Raw genomic sequence first — 15,447 nt, 5'->3', positions numbered from 1 at the left:
TTGCCCACTTTGCCGTTGCCCCATCATCAGCAGTTCTCCGTAATAACCATTACGAAGATCCGATCATCACCGCGAGCAGAAGTTCCGGAAGTTTTTCAACAAAATCGGCCGATAGCCGAAATTCAAATTGAGACACTACCACAAGATTACTTCGAGATTAAACTGACGGTCAGGAGACAGACTTAGGCATGGCCGGCAAGGTTGCCGTTATGCGCAGCCTGGAGACGCCGTACCCAACGGCGTCTTCAAAAGTTCGATTTCTTTAACCCAGATCCTTCCCACACGCTGCACGACCAGGTTGAGCTTGATGAGATCGGGGCGCTGGCCTTTCTTGAGAGGAGGACACTAGTCGGACGAGGATTGCCATCAGTTCGTTGCCTGAAATCGATGGGGATTTTGCTCGTTTCCTGGTCGCGGTCCGTCTGACTTGGAATGGCTTCTTCATGTGAGGAACGTGATATCCGAGGAACCTTATTCTAACCGTGTTATTTGATGCCTCAATGACGTACACAAATTGTATTGCGCACCGAAATGACCTGCTGGCTTTGGCTGGTCCACAGCGCTACGTCGCCTGAAGCCACTCCGCCACGTTGAGGGTTCGAGTCCCTGTATGGGCACAAAACAGAGCTCACCCATTGATCAGCGGCGGTTGTCACCGGACTGCGACTATCAGCCGACGGGCGCATTCAACGGAACTAGGATCTGGCGTAGCCAGCCTCCCGCTGACTACGTATTGCGAGCACGAAGGCCGTGTCGATCGGCTCGATGTAGCGGTACAAAGCTACGTAGCCACGAGCGCGGCGTCCGATGATCAACTCTCTCGTGTCAGCGGATACGGGTCTTCCAATAAGCGGATTATTTTCGAGTACGTCAACTGCCTGGATAATTTCTCTGATACGGCCAGGCGCATCTTCAACAGCGCGCTCCGCGAGATGATCGAGGATGCGATCGAAGTCATCCCGAATCTCAGGGGCCAACTCGATCCGGGCCATCTTCAGCGAGCCATTTTTTTAGCCACCGGGCGAGCTACGAGTTTCCCCGCGATGCGATCTTCAAGATAGCTGCGCATTTTTTCCCAGGGGATCGTCTTACCGGAAGCGACGAGATCGGCATAGCGCTTCTCGGCAACGTCATGAAAGTCTGCGCGGCGCTCCGCCTGATCTGCTTTCTCGGCGATCGCCTCTAGAATAAAGCTATGCGCCGTAGTTCCGGCACGCTCAGCGGCAGCGGCAACGCGAGCCTTTAGATCGTCCGGCAGCCGGATCGTCGTCGTGGACATGTTTGGACTCCAATGCAAAATTGCAATGTAGCACATACGTGCTACATCGGCAAGGATGCATACTCGGGATCGGTGGGTATATCGCTACGTTTGCTTTCCGGAAACTCTCGCGGCGGACACCACATTCCGCGGGAGCATTTTCTTCTGCTTCACAGAACGAACAACCAAACACGAGTTTTTCAACAGAATAGGCCGATAGCCGAAATTCAAACTGAGACACTACCACAAGTACTTCGAGATTAAACTGACGGTCAGGAGACAGACTTAGGCACGGTCGGCGGAACGTTGCCGCTAGGCGCACCCTGGAGAACCTTAGCCTAATGGCGTCCTCAAGAGTTTGATTTCTTTTACCCAGACCTTCCCCACACCCTTCACGACCAGGTTGAGCTTGATAAGATCAGGTCGCTGGCCTTTCTTGAGATAAAATGGAATTTGGTAACTAGCCCAGCGGGCGGTGCCTTGAACGGACTGCTGGATGCCCTTGGAGAAGAACTCGCCGCGCCAGCCGAATCGGCACCACATTTCCAAGAAGGCACGGCCCGTTACGTCCTGCGATTTCATCTTGGCCCGGTAGGTGATCAGGCATTGCTCGGCACCGGGGGTCGGCACCTCGAAGAGACGCACGGTCCGGGATTGCTGGGCGTCGATGACCCAGCCATCCTCCTCAACGGCAATGCCATCGCCGGTTATCGTCGGGTCGGCCGTCGTGAGGACGCGGATCGTCTTCGGCGGCCGACGGGCACCGGGGGTTTAAACAGGGATTGAAGCCAGCTCGAGAACCTCATCATGCGCGCCGCCACATTCCCGTACCATAGCGTTCCCCGGTATCGGACAGCACATGGGCCTCAAGCGTTCGCGACATTACAGAACTCCTCGTAATCCGCATAACCGGGAAACGCGGCGCCCTCGCCGCAATAACGGCAATTCCGATCGCGAGCAAGCTTGAGCTCCGAAAAGCGCGCGGCGAGCGCTTCGTAATAGAGCATGCGCCCAATTAAAGGCACGCCGATCCCGAGTAACAGCTTGACGGTCTCAACCGCCTGCAGCAACCCGACCACACCGGGCAGTACGCCTAAAACCCCAGCCTCGGCGCAGGAAGGGGCCAGCTCCGGGGGAGGCGGCTCGGGATAGACGCAACGGTAGCAGGGACCTCGGAAGCGTTTGTTGCCTGGCCAGAAGACCGAGACCTGGCCCTCGAAACGGAACACCGCTCCGTGGACATTAGGTAAACCAAGCTTTACGCAGGCATCGTTAATGAGGTAACGGGTGGCGAAGTTATCCGAGCCATCCACGACGACGTCATGGCCATTTAGTATCTCCTCGACGTTGTGACGATCGAGCCGCTGTGCACGCGGCTGCACCGTCACCGCCGGGTTGAGGCTCGTGAGCGCCGCACGCGCCGAGTCGACCTTGAGTGTGCCGACCCGCGCGTCGGTGTGCAAGATCTGGCGTTGCAGATTACTGCGATCGACGACATCGTGATCGACGATGCCGAGCGTGCCTATTCCGGCCGCGGCCAAATACAGCGCGGCGGGCGAACCCAAACCACCGGCCCCGATGAGCAGCACTTTGGAGCTTAGGAGTTTGAGCTGACCCGCTTCGCCCACCTCCGGCATCATGAGATGACGCGAATAGCGTTCCCGTGCATCGCGGTCCAAGCTTTGGGGTGCCTCGACTGGCAGCCCTTCGTTCTTCCAGCGCGTGAACCCGCCGCTGACCGAACGCACGTCACGATAACCGAGGCGGATCAGATCCTCGGCGGCAAAGAGCGAGCGCACGCCCCCGTTGCACATCACGAGCAGAGTGTGTTCGAGATCAGGCGCCGCTTCCTCGATGCGTAGCTCCAAGAACCCGCGTCCAAGCCGGTGAGCGCCCGGCGGGCTACCTTGCGCGATCTCGTCTTGCTCGCGCACATCGATGAGGGCTGCCCCGCGCTGTTGTAATGCGAACGCTTCGGCGGGGATGATCTGTTTGATGCGGCCGCGCAAGTCCAGCAGCCGCCGTTCCTTCGCTTTCGGCTCACTTCCCCCGGCGACCGCCGGTATGATCGACAGCACACCGCCTTCGGGCAGTGCGGTGTCCAAGCCCTCGATCGCGTGGACGTTCTCCTGGCCCAAATAAATGTTCACGAAACTCCGGATCTGGCCTTCGGGGGTTAAAATCCTCGCCAGTACGCCTGGGTAGGCCGCGCCCAAGCATGTGAGCGCTTGCCCGACCGTGGCGCCCTCGACGGCGAGCTCCTCGGCGCCCGCAGTCAAGCTTCGCAAAGGCATCGGTATGCGCACGATCACGCGGCTCATAACGCCATGTCCTCCTCGTAGAATTGTTCCCCGTCAAGTCGCCAAGAGCGGATGGCGTTGATACCGTCGCGCGCAACCGAGACGATGAGGTAGGACCAACCCTCCCAGGCCGCCGCCCGATCGGTTTCCGAGGGTTCCGCCGGGTGGTCGGGGTGAGAGTGCCAAACCCCCACGATCTCCAAGCCGCGCGAGCGCGCATCGCGATCCGCCGCCAGCATCACCTTCGGGTCCAGCTCGTAGCGATCGCCCGGTTGTTCCTGATTGAGATTGGCCGCTTGCAAGCTATCGAGCACCTCAACGGCACCGCTGCCCTGCCTGCCAATGAGTAGACCGCAGGTCTCATGCGGATATCCCGCCGTAACCGCCGCGGCGATGCGGTTTCTCATCGATTCAGGAAGTTTTATGATGGGCATCGGGGCATAGTATACGCCACAAAAACCCTGAGCGGCCCGGCTCGCAGCAAGTAATAACCCATGACCCCGCGCACCTCCCCCGAGAGCGAGCGAGAACTGCTGAAGCGCGCGGAGCGCTTGGCCGGCTGGACACTCGGCGAAATCGCATTGGACCTCAAAACGCGGTTGCCGAGCGATTCGAAGCGCGCAAAAGGATGGATCGGCGAGCTCATCGAACGCGCGCTCGGGGCCTCGGCATCCTCACTGCCGGAACCCGATTTTCCGCGGTTCGGAATTGAGCTCAAGACCATCCCGGTGGATCGCGCGGGCCGGCCGCGCGAATCGACCTATGTCACCACCGTGCCGCTTGTCGATAACGTCGGCCTTACCTGGGACGAATCGTTGGTGCGGCGGAAGCTGGCGCGGGTGCTTTGGGTGCCGGTGGAAGCGGTCTCGGCGATCGCGCTTGCCGATCGGCGCATCGGATCACCGCTGTTGTGGATCCCGACCCATGATCAAGAGGCAATATTGCGCGCCGATTTTGACGAAATCATGGAGATGGTGTGCATGGGTCAGCTCAGCCGGATCTCGGCCCGCTACGGGACTTATCTGCAGATCCGGCCCAAGGCGGCGCATGGGCGCGTCCGCACCCAAGGCATCGGGGAATCCGGTCGCGTGGTGCCAACCCTTCCGCGCGGTTTTTATCTGCGCGCCTCGTTTACCGAAGAAATCCTGCGCACGCATTACGCGTTGCCCTGAGTCAGGAAGCATCCAAGGGAGAAAGACCAATAATTCACTAACTTATCGCACGCACACCGCTAATGCCGGCGGAACCTTCGGCATGACGCGACAAAAACACGAAGAATATGCTAGGGTATGAGTCCCAGGGATTTCCGCATTAAAGCCGGCAGCGAGCGTGGTGCGACCAACCCTGCACAAGGATTGAAACGAGGTGACCATGAACGACCCTGCACACATCGCCCACGGCATCCCCGATATTCAAAGCAGTGAGGACTGCCGGCGGATCGATATCGATCGCGTCGGGATTAAGGATATTCGCCACCCGGTCGTGGTACGGGATCGTTCCGGGCGCGAGCAACACACAGTCGCCACGTTCAATATGTACGTCGGGCTGCCCCATCGATTCAAGGGGACGCACATGTCCCGGTTCGTTGAAATCCTCAATCTCCAGGAATATGAGATCACCGTTCAATCATTCAAGCGCATGGTGGTGGAAATGACGGAACTGCTTGATGCGCGCGTCGGTCGCATCGAGATGAAGTTTCCCTATTTCGTGACCAAGGCAGCGCCTATTTCAAGAGTAAAGAGCTTACTCGATTACGAAGTCACCTTCGTCGGGCAGATTCAGGACGGACTTCCCAGCATCCACGTGAAGGTGGTCGTTCCTATCACCACCCTGTGCCCGTGCTCCAAGAACATATCGGACTACGGCGCACACAATCAACGCTCGCATGTCACGTTATCGGCGAGGATACGCGATTTCGTGTGGATCGAGGAGTTTATCGATGTCGTGGAGGAGGTGGCATCGTGTGAACTCTATGGCCTGCTCAAACGGCCAGACGAGAAATACGTCACCGAGAAGGCATACGACAACCCGAAATTCGTGGAAGATATCGTGCGCGACGTGGCCCTGAAGATGAATAGCGACGAGCGCATCGCCGCTTACACGATAGAGTCAGAGAACTTTGAGTCGATACACAATCACTCGGCCTACGCCATGGTCCAACGAGATAAGGACCGCGACGCCAAGCAACCCGGCGCTTCGAGCCTGCGGCTCGCGTGATAGCGCTCACCAACTAAGGAGCTTCCCTAACGCTCAAGCACATAGGTCCCCGGCGCCGGGCACAGCGCCGGATAGCGTTCGCTCCCGACCGGCGGGGCCGCAACCAAGGGGCCGCACTGTTTGCCGAGCCATTGGGCCCAGTCTTCCCACCAGGAACCAGGCGTCTTTTCGATCCCATTGCGCCAGGTTTCCGGATCGGCATGATCGCTTACCGCTCCCACCCAGTAACGCCGTTTCGGCGGCTCCACCGGCGGGTTAACGACGCCCATGATATGTCCAGAGGTCGCTAGCACATAACGCACCGGCGCCTGGACGAGCGCACAGATCTTGAACGTTTCTTTCCAAGGCGCGATGTGGTCTTGTTCGGTGCCGACCGCGTACAGGGGTTGCTGTATCGATCGCAGATCGATGGGCTTTCCGCCCAGCGTCAGCCCGCCGGGCTGTACGAGCTTGTTATTGAGGTAACACTCCCGAAGGTAATACGAGTGCATCGCCGCGGGCAGCCGCGTCGTATCCGTGTTCCAATACAGGACATCGAGCGGCGGCGGCCCTTCACCGTAGAGGTAATTGTGGACCACGTAATGCCAAATGAGGCTATTGGATCTCAGCATCCGAAACGACCAAGCCATCGCCGCCCCATCGAGATAACCTGGGTCCGCCATCAGCTTCTCCAGAAACGTGATGCTGTTCTCGTCAATGAACACGCCGATGTCGCCCGGGGCGGTGAAATCGACCAGTGCCGTAAGCAGCGTAAAATGCGCAATGGCGGGCGGCTGGTTGCGCTTCAACCCCGTGTTGAGCCAGGCCATCAATGCCGCGAGGATGGTGCCACCGATGCAATACCCGGCGGCATGCACCTGCGCGGCGCCCGTGACCTCCCTGGCCACGTCGACCGCTTGCAACGCGCCTTGCAGCATGTACTCCTCGAAGCCGACGTTGCGGCTCTCCGAGCGCGGGTTATTCCAACTGGTGATGAACACCGAGAATCCGCGCGACACCAAATAGTGGACCAGGCTCTTCGTCGAGCTTAGGTCGAGAATGTAATATTTATTGATCCACGGGGCCACGATGACCACCGGCAGGCTGTGGACGTTCTGGGTGACCGGCGCGTATTGAATGACTTCCAACAAGTGGTTACGGAAAACAACCTGGCCGGGCGTCGTGGCGAGATTGTGACCGACCTTGAAGGTCTCATCGTCCACCATGCTCACATCGCCCCGAAACGCATCATTCACGGCATTTCTTAAACCATCAACTGTGCTCATACCAAAACTTGCGATCGATTTTTGAACGGCGTGCGGGTTGGTCCAAAAGTAGTTCGATGGCGAGGCGGCGTTGAGCATCTGCCGGACCCAGAAGCCGGCTTTCTGTTTTACGTGCGGAGCAACATCGGGCGTATTCTCGATCGCGTTTTCAAGCCAACGAGTGTAGGCAAGGTAGGATTCTTTCAGCAGATCGTAATAGGGGTGCTCGGTCCAAATAGGCTCGGCGAAGCGCTCGTCGTAAGCCAAGGGACGTACCGTGTCCTCCACATCCTGGCCGCATAATCGCCGGTAACCCAGCATCTGCAGGTTTGAGCACTGCTCGGCAAGCTTGAATAATTGCTTGGCCAGCTCACCCGGCTGCCGCAGCCATGCCTGCTGCACCTCCAAACACGAGGTCATGACGCCAAAAGGATCCAAGACTTTACGAATGCCGGGACGCGCTGTGTCAAGCGCTTGGCATTTTAAGTTCTCTTCGACGGCGTAGTGCGGTGAATACATGATATTAACCTATTGAATATAAGATTATTGTTTGAAATGGCATTTATTGTGCCTTTCTAGCTCAGCACAAGTCTGTTCGACTGTGCCTCCTCCTTTTGGTCTTCGAGGGCGCCTATGGCGCCCTCTTTTTTTCGGGACATCCCGCTTGGCCTTCTCCCACAGAGCATCCATCTCCGCAAGCGTCGCGTCGTCCACGGACTGGCCTTGCGCCTGTAACCGCTGTTCGGAAGCGCCGAGGCGATACCGTCGAGGATGCTGGCCGCGTTTTTAGCCGCGCGTTCCTTGGTCTTGTGCGCTTCCCACGCCGCGGACTGCTGATCGGCACCGCTTACGACCGCGTTCGGGTCACAACCGCGTTCGGGATCGCGGAGCCTGGCCATGATCTCGATAAGCGATTCTATATTTCCCATAAGCACTCGCCTTGACTTGATCTCCTTTTCTTTTTCGCATACAAAGGAGCACTTATGCGTAAGGGCACTGTGAACGTGCGCACGATTGATATTCCGTACCTCGGACGCTGAGTTATGGCGCCCCTCATTCTGCGATTGGATGTTACCGGGTCGCCGCTCCGATGGATACCCTGGCACGATGCGGTCTGTCTTTATAGCAAGAACAGAATCGCTTGGACCGCGGGCGAACGGGTATTTACCTTTTTCGGTGGTACGTCCAGGCTAACCGGTCAGCGTTCGTCGGTCGCGGTCAATTCCATCATTGCCGTTAAGCGCGCGCGCGGGATCAAACACGGTCAGCGTGGCATCCCCCCCTTGAATAATCGCGAGCTGTTCCTTCGCGATGGACACCTGTGCATGTATTGCGGCGAAGAGTACGCCGCATCGCAGCTCACCCGCGACCATGTCATCCCCCTATCGCGCGGGGGATACGATCGTTGGTCGAACGTGGTGGCCGCGTGCAAGGGGTGCAATACGCACAAGGGCAACCGCAGGCCCGAGGAAGCCGGGGTAGCCCTGTTGGCCGTTCCCTATGTGCCCAATTGGGCCGAGTTTCTCGCGCTCTCGAATCGGCGTATCCTGGCCGATCAGATGCAGTTCTTAAAGACGCAATTCAATACCCAGCATCGCCTGTTAGACCTGAGACACTGATCGTCGACGTGCAGCTACCCGCTCTAGCCCATGATGGTGGCTCGTGCGAGCCGCGCGATGTCGCCGGCAACGGGGATCGAGTTCACCTTCATCGCGAGCGACAGCCTATGAGACCGGCCTTTATTGAAGAACCCGAGGGTGATCAGCCTGCCAGGTGACTACTTCGGCCCGGAAAACAACCGCCGCAAGTCAGAGGATGCTGCACGTTCAGGCACCGATCATTCCTGCGGTGACCGAGCTGATCAGGATTCATCGCGGTACGATTTCATTAGGCCAAGGGGTCGCGTTTTATGGCCCGCCCGCCCGCGCCGCGGAGCGGATAGGCGATTTCCTGTCGGATCCGGAAAACCACAAATACGCGCCCGTCCAAGGAACGCCGCGTCTCGTTGAATTGATCGTTCAAAAGCTGCATACCGAAAACGCCGTATTGTGTGATGAAAAACGCCGCGTTGTCGTTACGGCGGGCGCCAACATGGCGTTTCTTCATGCCCTGATGGCCATCGCCGATCCGGGCGACGAAATCGTGCTGCCGTTGCCGTACTATTTCAATCAGGAGATGGCGATCAGAATGCTAAACTGCATACCGATCGCGGTTCCGACCGATGAGCGCTATCAACTGAAACTGGATCTCATTCGCCAGGCTATCACCCCAAAGACGCGCGCGATTGTGACGATTTCTCCTAACAACCCGAGTGGCGCCGTCTATCCCGCGGCGACACTGCGAGAGGTCAATTCCCTGTGCCGGGAGCACGGGCTTTATCACCTCAGTGACGAGGCCTACGAAAACTTCACCTACGGTGAGGTCCGCCACCTCTCCCCGAGCTCGCTCCCTGGTTCCGAGGCGCACACGATCTCTCTGTATTCGCTCTCCAAGGCTTACGGGTTTGCGAGTTGGCGTATCGGTTACATGGTGCTCCCCGAACACCTCTATGACTCCGTGATCAAAGCCCAGGATACGAATCTCATCTGTGCGCCGCTGATTTCCCAATATGCCGCCATCGGCGCGCTCGAGGAGGGTTCTCGGTATTGCAGTGAGAAACTCGCCACCATCCGGCAGACGCGCGCCGTCGTCCTCGATGCTTTAGGGCGGATCGATGAGATCTGCATCACCCCTCAAACCGAAGGTGCGCTCTACGTATTCATTAAATTACGCACGCACTTGCACCCGACGCAAGTCGTGGAGAAGCTTATCACGCGGTATCGGGTGGCGGTCATACCCGGCACCACGTTCGGAATGGAACGCGGATGCTACCTGCGCGTGTCCTTCGGAGCACTTGACCCCGATACCGCCCGAGAAGGCGCCGCGCGTCTGGTGACAGGGATGCAGGCGATCGTCGCGGGTCATTAACGCATGCAGCGGTCGTCTCGACCCAGTGTTACGAAGATAGATCAAGAGAATTGCGCATCGCGATAAAATAGTTCATTATGGATGAGGCATGAATCTAAGCATTCATGGGGTCACCAATAAATGAAGAAGGAGAGAAATTATGCAAAGCACCTTGATAACCGCAGCACGCGCTACCGTCCTAGCTGCTTCAGTGGGTCTCACCGCGGGATGTGCTACCACCGGGGATTTGGAACGTGTAGAAGGCACCGCCAATAACGCTCTGAGCACAGCCCAAGCCGCCCAACAATCGGTTAGCGCCGCACAAGCGGCTGCCGATAACGCCGCCTCCGTTGCGCAAGAAGCGAAGGCTTCCGCGGACGCGGCTCAGCAGTGCTGTACCGAAAACTCTGAAAGATATGAACGCATGTTCCAAAGGTCAATGCAGAAGTAAGAGCAGGTAATCACCGAATATTGAAACCCTGTAACGGCTGCGCCGTTGCGGGGTTTTTTTCGCGCTATCCGTGCGGGCGAGTCGGCTACTCTAGATTCATCTCTGAAATCGTGGCCGCGCTCGAGGTTAGCCTTATCGGGACCGGGATCCCGTGGCGCTCCGAGGCCGCCTTTTCCAATTGATCCCAATCGACCTGCTGACCGTTTGCGGCATGACTCACCCTGCCCGCAAGGTGCGTGAAACCGTCTTCGGAGGCTTGGGCATCTTCATCGAGCGGCGGGTGGGATTCAAGGTATAAGGCGCCGTTGAGCCAGCCGAGCTTGAACGGCTGATTGACGATCCGTACCTTGGTGCCGACGCGGACTTCGGAGAACAAGCGTTCGACATCCCTCGGATACAGGCGCAGACACCCATGGGTCACGCGCATACCGATACCGTACGGTTTATCGGTTCCATGGATAAGATACCCTTCGCGCCCTAAACGCAATGCGTATTGCCCGAGGGGATTGTCCGGACCCGGCGGAACCACTTTCGGCAGCGGATCGCCGTCAGCCGCGTGCTCGCGTCGGATCGACTCCGGTGGATACCAGGCCGGATTGACGGTTTTCGCGACCACCTGGGTGAGCCCGAGCGGCGTTTTCCAATCCTGCCGCCCGACGCTGACCGGATAGGTCACCACGACGCGCGGCTCGCCTGCCTGCGGCCGCGGAAAATAATAGAGGCGCATTTCGGGGACGTTGATGACAATCCCTTCCCGCGGGGCGTCGGGCAGTACGAATTGACTTGGGATCAGGACCTCGGTATCCGCGCCCGGGAGCCACGGGTCTACCTTCGGATTCGCGAGCTTCATCTCGTCGTAACCTTGATCGTAGGCGCGCGCGATATCGACGAGGGTATCCTGGTATTCGGTCGAGGTCACGCCCACTGCCCCGACGATGTTATCCAACCCTTGTGGAAGCCGGTAAGTGTCAGCTAATACCGGAGGGGCGAACAAACAATTCACCGTCAACAGCAAGGCCGGCAGCCCCATGCCAAAATACTGGCATTTGCTGACCCTATGGTTGCATTTCATTAGCGTAGCCTCGCGTAGTCATTACGATTGCCAGATCTCATTCAAAACGGATGCCTAGATTTCAGCATCCCGATGGCTATCAGCACCCACCCGGCAATCAAGGCCAGCCCGCCAATCGGGGCGAGCTTGCCTGCCTGCGCATAGCCGGCGATAGCCTTGATATACAGGCTACCGCAAAATAACACGATGCCTAGGCATAGTGAGCCGGCGCCCAACTTCAGCACCCGATTGGTGGGGTGGCGGTGAATGAGATCACCAAGCACGATCAAGCCTATTGCGTGAATAAGCTGGTATTCTACACCAAAGTTGAAGCTCGCCAGCAGCGGCGCGGTGACTCGGGCATTCAGCCCATGCGCGGCGAGCGCCGCAAGCCCGATGGCGCTACCCGCAAGCAGACTGCCTAAGACGATGAGCCATCGATGCATACGACCACTCCGTTCGGCGCGCGGGCGCTCAGGGACCACTGGCCCAGATGCGATTCCCGCTGTTACTTTATTTCGAGATCTCACTGCCGCACGCCGCCCGCAGGCAAACGCTCAAGCGCAGTTGCGACGAGCCCCCGCTATTTTTCCGCCAGTCTCGGAATCAGCTCCGCGAGGTTACATGGCCGGGTGCGGTAGTCGAGCTGATTTTGAATGATCGCATCCCATGCGGTGGCGCAGGCGCCCGGGGAGCCCGGAAGGCAGAAAATCAGCGTGCGGTTCGAGACACCCGCGAGCGCGCGCGATTGAATGGTGGAGTTCCCAATTTCCTCGTAGGAGATGAGCCTGAAGAGTTCTCCGAAGCCGTCGAGCTCCCGGTCGAAGAGGGGTCTGACGGCCTCCGGCGTGCCGTCCCGTCCGGTGATCCCCGTACCGCCTGTCGTGATGACGACTGGCACCCCCTCATTCGCACACCAGCCCGCGATGAGCGCCCGGATCTGGTAAATGTTATCGGGCACGATGCGCTGCGCGTGCAGCCGGTGACCGGCCGCCTGCAGGCGTTCCACCAATAAGTGCCCCGACTTGTCGGTTTCCGGCGTGCGGGTATCGGAGACCGTCAAGATCGCGATCTCGAGCGCTAGAAAGCCCCGAGAATCGTCCCGGCTCATAGGTTCCGGCATGCTTGACTCCGCTTGCGCGCTGAGGTGCGTTTACCGTTATTATAGCTTGTTGCCCGCCGATAGACGCGACGCCCGTGCCAGAAGAACACCCAGAGATCCGGCTCGACAAATGGCTTTGGGCTGCCCGTTTCTTCAAAACCCGCGCCTTGGCCACCGAGGCGATCAAGGGCGGCAAGATTGAAGTCAATGGCCACAAGCCAAAACCGGCGCGTTCAGTTCACACCCACGATGAGCTACGCATCCAACGCGGACCCTTTATCTACGACGTTACCGTCGTAGGCGTCTCCGCCGAGCGCGGACCGGCAACTACAGCCGTCCGTTTATTCCGGGAATCAGCGGAAAGCGTGAGCCGCCGCGAAGCCTTAGTGCTTGACTTACGAGCTCAAGCCCTGACCCAACCCCGATTGCCGGGGCGCCCCAGCAAACGCGACCGGCGCCGCATCATTCGCTTTACTCGCAAGCCGGATCAATGATCGCCTTTCCCCAACGTCCGTAGAAGAAAGTCTCGCCGAGCGGGCGCCGCATGCGGGGCGCGTGCTTGCGCTCTTTAAGCGCTTCGGGTATCGCTTCTTGCGGCAACTGGTAACCGATCGCGATCATGGCCATCGGCGTGAATCCAGCGGGGAGGCTGAAATTTTCTTGGGCCTTCCTCGGATCGAACCCGCCCATTTGGTGAACCATTAACCCAAGCGCCGTGGCTTGCAAGCACAGGTTCATCGTCGCCGCCCGGTGTCATATTGCCCCCAGCGGTTCGGTTTTAAGTCACGCTGAAAGGCATCGGCGGCCAGCGCCAGCATCAGCACCGGCGCCGCCTTGGCCCAGGCTTGATTACCGTCCGATAAGGTTGCAATGGCCCGGTCCCATAGATGGGGATCCGGCAAACCGATCCCACACGATGTAGCGCCAAGGCTGCTCACCAAAACAAGACGGTGCCCAGCGCGCGGCCTCCAGCAAGGCAATGAGCTGGCCACGGGGCACCGGCTGGGCGGGGTCAAACGCCCGGCCGCTCCAACGCCGCGCGATTAAATCGGCGATCGCGACTTGAGTGTGTACGCGCTTATCAAACATGGTCGGCCTCCGTACAAAAAAAGATCCTCGCGCGCACACGTCTCGACCCAGTCGATCTACTCGCCCTGGTCCGGCTGATTGGACTAGGTGAGGAGCGAGGTGCGAATCACGTGGGCGGCCTGCTCGGGTAAGAAATACGGGTAGACCGGCGCCGAATGCAGTGGGTTATTAATCTCATAGTCGAGTCCATAAAGGCCGTAAAAACGTTGTGCCAGGTCCAAAGGCATTTCCTTGCGCGACACCAGTTCTAAAAGCTTCGCATTTTCGATCTTAGTTTCGAGCCCCGCGCCATAGGCCGCGAGACGTTCCTTGATTGCCTCGGGAACGCGCGCCGCCCGTTCCGGCCGGGTGAACACCTGGAGCAGCAAGCCTTCGGTGTAATAACCGGTCGCTTCCATGATGCCGATGCCTCGGTTCGAGAGCGCCTCGATCATCTCATCGAGCGTCACGGCCATGCGCGCGCCGGCCTGCAAGCGCGTCGCACGCATCGCGAGATGGTGCGCGGTGTAACCGTAGACATGGTTCCAGTGCTGGATGATCTGGGCCGGATGGCCGGCGTTGGACTGATCGATGAACAGCCGCAGCACCTGGCCGTTGTCCAGCATCTTATACAGGAGATAGGCGCTCCAGCCGTCGGCAAATTGATAAAAGACCTCCTCTTCGACCTGTGAAGGAACGTAGCCGTGCGCGCGCTGGAGGATCGCGGCGACGCGCTCGGCGGCGCGGGTTTCGGACGAGCCGCAGCGGATGGCGAGGTGATCGAAGTGCGCGAACCAGCCGCGTTCCTCGGCCACTTCCAGCAAGGCCAGATCGGCCTTACTGTTGAGCAGCGACTCGACCACTTTCACCGCCACGTAAATATCGAAGTGGCGCACCCACTGCGCGATCCGCACCGCGTCGCTGTCCTGTAACGACCGCTTCGCCTCCTCGAACAGCGTTTGCATGAAGGCATCGGCGAAGGGATGCAAGCGCTCGCGCGGCTCGGCAAGATCGGTCTCGAACGGCAGCGCCCTGGCTGCCTCCCGGTAAGCGCTGAACAGTTGCTCTAGCGATCGCACGCCGGTGAAATACGCGGCCGCGGTCGCTTTCGAGAGCGGAGCGCGGAAGGGCACGAGGTTGAGCGAGACGTCATCGCCGTTTTCGTTTACCGTGCGGACCCTTTCAGGACGATCGAGGTCGGGCCGCAACCGTCCCTGACCGCGCAGCACCGTGCCCGCGAGCATAGAAGCGAACTCCCGATGGGGGTTAGACAGGACAGTATCCAACGGATCCTCCAGCAAAGACCTTAGTCCAAAGTGCTTGCGCAATCAAGCCTGTAGGATGGGTGCAATCGACTACGAACGGGTAACGGAGCAAAGTGGTTTGATACCCCATCGTAGCGATTATCGCCGATGCTAGGTCGCTCATCTGAGTTACCCCGTATGCTCGACCAAGAATGTGTGACTTGTTGCTTGGGTGATCCCGACTATCCTGATCACAGTACGAAAAACTCATTCCCGAGAACATCGCGATGAGGATGTCGTCGTTATCTGATTCGATAAAGGAGGGCTTTCGTGGACCAGCAACGATTTGAATCCGAGGTTTTGAAGGCATTGGGATCCGAGGCGCCAAGCTCATCGGCCGATGAGTCATTCATCGGCCGTCAGCGCCTGATTGCGGATCAGAAACTGCTGGGGCGATATGGCGATTGCCCAGGTGATAGGCGGCGCGGGCGAGCAGATGCGGATCGACGCTATACGCGCTGGTGACGGGCTCGGCCAGCGCGCGGACTTCGACCACGCGCCCGTCC

At 58.8% G+C, this 15,447-nt stretch carries 16 protein-coding genes and 2 pseudogenes; 5 read left to right on the top strand and 13 right to left on the bottom strand.

Going from position 1 to position 15,447, the window contains the following annotated elements:
• Positions 1 to 695: 695 nt before the first annotated feature.
• The 5 genes from M3436_13870 to M3436_13850 form a co-directional block, all read right to left on the bottom strand.
• A complete protein-coding gene (locus M3436_13870) occupies positions 696 to 992 on the bottom strand; it encodes a type II toxin-antitoxin system RelE/ParE family toxin (protein ID MDQ3565170.1) in 297 nt (98 codons plus the stop codon).
• A gap of 2 nt (positions 993 to 994) precedes the next feature.
• Positions 995 to 1,279, bottom strand: a complete 285-nt coding sequence (locus M3436_13865) for a CopG family transcriptional regulator (protein ID MDQ3565169.1) — start codon at positions 1,277 to 1,279, stop codon at positions 995 to 997.
• Between the two features lie 312 nt (positions 1,280 to 1,591).
• On the bottom strand, positions 1,592 to 1,903 hold the full coding sequence (locus M3436_13860) for a hypothetical protein (protein ID MDQ3565168.1): 312 nt from the start codon (positions 1,901 to 1,903) through the stop codon (positions 1,592 to 1,594).
• Positions 1,904 to 2,124: 221 nt separating this feature from the next.
• On the bottom strand, positions 2,125 to 3,579 hold the full coding sequence (gene moeB / locus M3436_13855) for a molybdopterin-synthase adenylyltransferase MoeB (GenBank protein MDQ3565167.1): 1,455 nt from the start codon (positions 3,577 to 3,579) through the stop codon (positions 2,125 to 2,127).
• Positions 3,576 to 3,965, bottom strand: a complete 390-nt coding sequence (locus tag M3436_13850; protein MDQ3565166.1) for a M67 family metallopeptidase — start codon at positions 3,963 to 3,965, stop codon at positions 3,576 to 3,578. The genes moeB and M3436_13850 overlap by 4 nt, the downstream gene beginning before the upstream one ends.
• A gap of 87 nt (positions 3,966 to 4,052) precedes the next feature.
• Between M3436_13850 and mutH the strand changes: the two genes are divergently transcribed.
• Positions 4,053 to 4,730, top strand: a complete 678-nt coding sequence (gene mutH / locus M3436_13845; protein ID MDQ3565165.1) for a DNA mismatch repair endonuclease MutH — start codon at positions 4,053 to 4,055, stop codon at positions 4,728 to 4,730.
• Positions 4,731 to 4,929: 199 nt separating this feature from the next.
• Entirely contained in the window at positions 4,930 to 5,775 is an 846-nt protein-coding gene (folE2, locus tag M3436_13840; protein MDQ3565164.1) for a GTP cyclohydrolase FolE2, read from the top strand.
• Positions 5,776 to 5,801: 26 nt separating this feature from the next.
• On the opposite strand, the gene M3436_13835 is transcribed toward folE2, so the two are convergent.
• Together M3436_13835 and M3436_13830 are read right to left on the bottom strand one after the other, a co-directional pair.
• Positions 5,802 to 7,538, bottom strand: a complete 1,737-nt coding sequence (locus M3436_13835; protein ID MDQ3565163.1) for an alpha/beta hydrolase — start codon at positions 7,536 to 7,538, stop codon at positions 5,802 to 5,804.
• A gap of 56 nt (positions 7,539 to 7,594) precedes the next feature.
• Complete coding sequence (locus M3436_13830; GenBank protein ID MDQ3565162.1) at positions 7,595 to 7,948, bottom strand: hypothetical protein; 354 nt, start codon at positions 7,946 to 7,948, stop codon at positions 7,595 to 7,597.
• Between the two features lie 114 nt (positions 7,949 to 8,062).
• Between M3436_13830 and M3436_13825 the strand changes: the two genes are divergently transcribed.
• A complete protein-coding gene (locus M3436_13825; protein ID MDQ3565161.1) occupies positions 8,063 to 8,638 on the top strand; it encodes an HNH endonuclease in 576 nt (191 codons plus the stop codon).
• Between the two features lie 196 nt (positions 8,639 to 8,834).
• Complete coding sequence (locus M3436_13820) at positions 8,835 to 9,986, top strand: pyridoxal phosphate-dependent aminotransferase (protein ID MDQ3565160.1); 1,152 nt, start codon at positions 8,835 to 8,837, stop codon at positions 9,984 to 9,986.
• A gap of 515 nt (positions 9,987 to 10,501) precedes the next feature.
• Here M3436_13820 and M3436_13815 read toward each other — a convergent pair.
• From M3436_13815 to moaB, 3 genes are all read right to left on the bottom strand, one after another.
• On the bottom strand, positions 10,502 to 11,488 hold the full coding sequence (locus M3436_13815) for a L,D-transpeptidase family protein (GenBank protein MDQ3565159.1): 987 nt from the start codon (positions 11,486 to 11,488) through the stop codon (positions 10,502 to 10,504).
• Positions 11,489 to 11,529: 41 nt separating this feature from the next.
• On the bottom strand, positions 11,530 to 11,913 hold the full coding sequence (locus M3436_13810) for a DUF423 domain-containing protein (GenBank protein MDQ3565158.1): 384 nt from the start codon (positions 11,911 to 11,913) through the stop codon (positions 11,530 to 11,532).
• 137 nt (positions 11,914 to 12,050) lie between these two features.
• Entirely contained in the window at positions 12,051 to 12,578 is a 528-nt protein-coding gene (gene moaB, locus M3436_13805; GenBank protein ID MDQ3565157.1) for a molybdenum cofactor biosynthesis protein B, read from the bottom strand.
• Positions 12,579 to 12,664: 86 nt separating this feature from the next.
• Here moaB and M3436_13800 point away from each other — a divergent pair, with 86 nt between their 5' ends.
• Positions 12,665 to 13,063 carry a S4 domain-containing protein gene (locus tag M3436_13800; GenBank protein ID MDQ3565156.1) on the top strand — a complete coding sequence of 133 codons (399 nt, stop codon included), beginning with the start codon at positions 12,665 to 12,667 and terminating at the stop codon, positions 13,061 to 13,063.
• On the opposite strand, the pseudogene M3436_13795 reads toward M3436_13800, so the two are convergent.
• From M3436_13795 to M3436_13785, 3 genes and pseudogenes are all read right to left on the bottom strand, one after another.
• A pseudogene (locus M3436_13795) lies at positions 13,041 to 13,658 on the bottom strand (nitroreductase family protein). The gene M3436_13800 and the pseudogene M3436_13795 sit on opposite strands and share 23 nt — an antisense overlap.
• 83 nt (positions 13,659 to 13,741) lie before the next feature.
• Positions 13,742 to 14,923, bottom strand: coding sequence for a hypothetical protein (locus tag M3436_13790; protein ID MDQ3565155.1), 1,182 nt, complete (start codon positions 14,921 to 14,923; stop codon positions 13,742 to 13,744).
• A 409-nt stretch (positions 14,924 to 15,332) separates the two neighbouring features.
• Positions 15,333 to 15,447, bottom strand: a pseudogene (locus M3436_13785) (urease accessory protein UreE).

This window comes from Pseudomonadota bacterium, assembly GCA_030859565.1.
GTDB lineage: Bacteria > Pseudomonadota > Gammaproteobacteria > JACCXJ01 > JACCXJ01 > USCg-Taylor.
Note: the sequence above shows the minus strand (reverse complement) of the source record. Positions and strands in the feature narration are given on the sequence as shown.